This is a genomic window from Enterobacter sp. PTB (assembly GCF_051130085.1).
Taxonomy (GTDB): domain Bacteria; phylum Pseudomonadota; class Gammaproteobacteria; order Enterobacterales; family Enterobacteriaceae; genus Enterobacter; species Enterobacter ludwigii.
Map to the genome: position 1 here is coordinate 1 of NZ_JBDKEE010000101.1, position 652 is coordinate 652.

General features: G+C 58.4%; 1 protein-coding gene. It reads left to right on the forward strand.

Annotated features, from left to right (window positions below; genetic code table 11):
- Positions 1 to 4: 4 nt before the first annotated feature.
- A partial coding sequence (gene tssK / locus AAIR21_RS27760) for a type VI secretion system baseplate subunit TssK (RefSeq protein ID WP_434682828.1) occupies positions 5 to 652 on the forward strand: 648 nt, incomplete at its 3' end.

Genomic DNA, 652 nt, shown 5'->3' on the forward strand with positions numbered 1-652 from the left:
TGTCATGAAGATTTTTCGTCCGTTATGGAATGAGGGGGTGTTACTGTCCCCTCAGCAGTTTCAGCAGCAGTCGGCCATGGATGCTTTTATTCGGGCGGGTGTGTCAGCACTGGCATCGCCGTACCCGTGGGGCGTTGAGCGTGCTGAGCTGGATGAACGTCTGCTTTCTTTCGGGCGTATTCAGTTCACTGCGCTGCGTCTCTGGCTGCAGGATGGCACACTGGTGGATGTACCGGACATCGATCCGGGGCCGGATGTCCGGGAACTGGACGAACAGGCACTTTCAGGGCGGGATTCGGTAACGGTATTACTGGGATTACCCCTGATGCTGCCGGGGAGGGTGAACGTGCAGACTGAGGGGGCCATGAGCGGTCAGCCGTTACGCTTTCGTGAAGCGTGGATCCCGGTACCGGATATGTTTGGTCAGGAAGAAGAGACCATTGCGGTCGCCCGTTTAAATCTGTCCATCCGGTATGCGCATGAAGACAATGCGGCATGGCAGACCTGCCCGGTAGCCCGCCTGGTGCGGGATAAGCAGGGACACTGGCACAGCGATCCGGATTTTATTCCGCCGCTCGCGCTTTTTTCTGCCAGTGCGACGATGTGTGAGCGCCTGTCATTACTGAACCGGCAACTGCGCTCCCGACGGGCC